1 protein-coding gene is annotated in these 2,949 nt (G+C 77.2%); it reads left to right on the plus strand.

The window, feature by feature from the left end:
- Positions 1 to 198: 198 nt before the first annotated feature.
- Positions 199 to 2,892, plus strand: coding sequence for an HtaA domain-containing protein (locus tag AC3WUG_RS18775; protein ID WP_492329056.1), 2,694 nt, complete (start codon positions 199 to 201; stop codon positions 2,890 to 2,892).
- Positions 2,893 to 2,949: the final 57 nt, after the last annotated feature.

Consider the following 2,949-nt stretch of genomic DNA (forward strand, 5'->3'; position numbering starts at 1 on the left):
ACGGCCTTCGTCGGCAGCGTCAGATGGGTAGAAGAGACAGGCCCGGCGCCGCCGGGAGGCCGAGGCGGTCGCGCCCGGCGGGCCCGGTGCCCCCGGCGCCGCGCCGGGCGACCAGCAGATCTGACCGAGGAGGACCGCGGCCCGTCGGGGGGCGCGGCCCGCACGATCGCCCGGGTCCCCGGGCCGGAGAGGGAGACGATGCACCGAGGAACGAGGACCCGCGCCTGGCGCGCGGTGACCGGCGCGCTGGTCGCGCTGGTGGTGGGCGCGGGCTCCGCGCTCGTGGCGACCCCCGCGGTCGCCGCACCGGCGCCGACCCTGACGGTGTCGCAGACGACGGGGCTCGACCCGGACGGCGCGACGATCACGATCACCGGCCAGGACTTCGACCCCGCGTTCACGCAGGGGCCGATGACCGCCGGGATGTACGCGCAGATCGGCTGGCTCGCGAGCACCTGGCGCCCGTCCGAGGGGGCGCCGAGCAGCGCGCGGACGAACGCCTACCGCGTCGCGGTCGAGGACACCCCGACCGGCGGCGAGTACGTGCAGTGGACCATCGGCGACGACGGCCTCGCCGACTTCACCTGGACCCAGACCGTCACGAAGGCCGCGCTGGACGCGGTGGCGCTCGACGGCGGGCAGCTCGCGGTGTTCACCGTCGGCGGCAAGGGCGTGGTGCAGGCGGGCAACGAGGTCGCCGTGCCGATCGCGTTCGCCGAGCCGGTGACCGAGGAGCCGGGCACCGGGGAGCCGGGGACCGGGGAGCCGGGCACCGGGGAGCCGGGCACCGGGGAGCCGGGCACCGGGGAGCCCGGCACCGAGGAGCCCGGCACCGAGGAGCCGACGGCCCCGGCCGAGCCGACGCTGACCGTCACGCCGACGACGGGCCTGGACCCCGAGGGCGCGACGCTGACGATCACCGGCTCCGGCTACGACACCAGCGCGCTCGGCCAGTACGGCCCGAACGCGGGCCAGCCCGCCGGGTTCTACGCGCAGGTCGGCTGGCTGGCGAGCACCTGGCGCCCGTCGGAGGGCGCTCCCACGTCCGCCCGGACGAACGCCTACTCCGCGTGGGTGCAGGGCGTCAGCGGGACGAGCCCCTACCTGAGGTGGACGGTCGCCGCCGACGGCACCGCGGGCTTCACCTGGACCGTCACGGTCGACAAGGCGACGCTGGACGCCAAGGCGCTCGCGGGCGGCACGCTCGCGGTCTTCACCACCGGCGCCGGCGGCACCACCCAGGCGGGCAACGAGCGCGCGGTCCCGATCGCCTTCGCGGCGGCGGGCGGCGAGACGCCCGGCGGGGAGAACCCCGGCGGCGGCGAGGGCGGCGAGACGCCCGGCGCCCCCGGCACCCCCGGTGGCGGGACCCCGGCGCCCAGCTGCGTCGCGATCACCGGCGCCACCTTCTCCTGGGGCGTGCGCGAGTCGTTCCGCTCCTACATCACGAGCCCGATCGCGAGCGGCTCGATCAGCACCACCGGCGTGACCGGCACCGGCCCGTGGACCTGGTCCGCCGGCACGGGCCAGGTCGACGCGGCCGGCCTGGCGACGTCCGCGTGGTCCGGCGGCGTCCGGTTCACCGGCCACGACGGCGCGCTCGACCTCACGTTCGCGAGTCCCGAGGTGCGGGTCACCGGCGCCACCACGGCGTCGCTGCTCATGTCGGTCTCCTCCGGCACCGGTGCGGCCACCCGCGTCGAGGTCGCCACGCTCGACCTGGCGGGCGGCACCGCGGGGTCGACGGCCTCGAAGGTCGCCTGGTCCGGCGTCCCCGCGACGCTGACCGCCGCGGGCAGCACCGCGTTCGCCGGGTTCTACCCGGCCGGCGCGCCGCTCGACCCGGTGTCGTTCACGCTGCCGCTCGGGGCGGCCACGGACTGCGGCACGCCGACCGTCCCGACCACCCCGACGGTCCCGACCACGCCGACCCTGCCCGGCGGCGACGCCGACCCGGCGCCGGTGCGCGAGGTCCAGGGGCTGACGGCGGCGGGCGCGGTCACCGCGGGCGGCGAGCTCACCCTGACCGCGAACGGGTTCGGCGCGGGCGAGGCCGGCATCCGCCTGGAGCTGCACTCCGACCCGGTCCTGCTGGCGACGCTGACCGCCGACGCGTCGGGGACCGTCGCGGCGACGTTCACCATCCCGGCGTCCACGCCGGCGGGGGCGCACACGCTCGTGCTGATCGGGGCGGGCCAGACGCTCGAGTTCCCGATCACCGTCCAGGCCGCGGCGCCGACCTGCGTGGCCCGGGCCGTGTCCGGGGCGTCGTTCACCTGGGGCGTGCGGGACTCGTTCCGCAGCTACGTCACCGGCCCGGTCGCGAACGGGTCGATCAACGCGTCCGGCGTCTCGGGCTCCGGCCCGTGGACCTGGTCCGGCGGCACCGGGCGGTACAACACCGCCGGTGACGTGGGCTCGGCCTCCTGGTCGGGCGGCGTGCAGTTCACCGGGCACGCCGGCCAGCTCGACCTGACGTTCTCGAACCCGACGGTCCGGGTCACGAGCGCCTCGTCGGCGACGCTGACGATGACGGTCGCGAGCCCGTCCGGCTCGTCCCGCGTGGCGATCGCCACCCTGGACCTGTCCGCCGGCTCGGCGTCCTCGGGCGCCGCGCAGGTGGCGTGGTCCGGCGTCCCGGCGACGCTGACCCAGGCCGGCGCGACCGTGTTCCAGGGGTTCTACGCCGCCGGCGCGGCGCTCGACCCGGTGGCGTTCACGCTGCCGCTCGGTGCGGAGGTCGAGTGCGACGCCGCGTCCGGCAGCCTGGCCACCACGGGCGCCGAGCCCGGTGACGCGGTCGGCTACGCCGTCGCGCTGCTGCTGTTCGGCGCGCTCCTGACGGCGGCGGCGTACCGTCGCCGGCAGCGGTCGACCGCGACCGCGGCCTGATCGGCTCCGGCGGCGCGACCGGGTGTCGGTCTATTACCCACATCTCCGAGCCCACGA

The sequence above is a fragment of the Cellulomonas sp. EB106-03-03-XG116 genome (genome assembly GCF_058792015.1).

Bases quoted from the DNA above. Each gene is read 5' to 3' on its own strand.
- AC3WUG_RS18775 (WP_492329056.1), top strand. From the start codon at position 199: ATGCACCGAGGAACGAGGACCCGCGCCTGGCGCGCGGTGACCGGCGCG.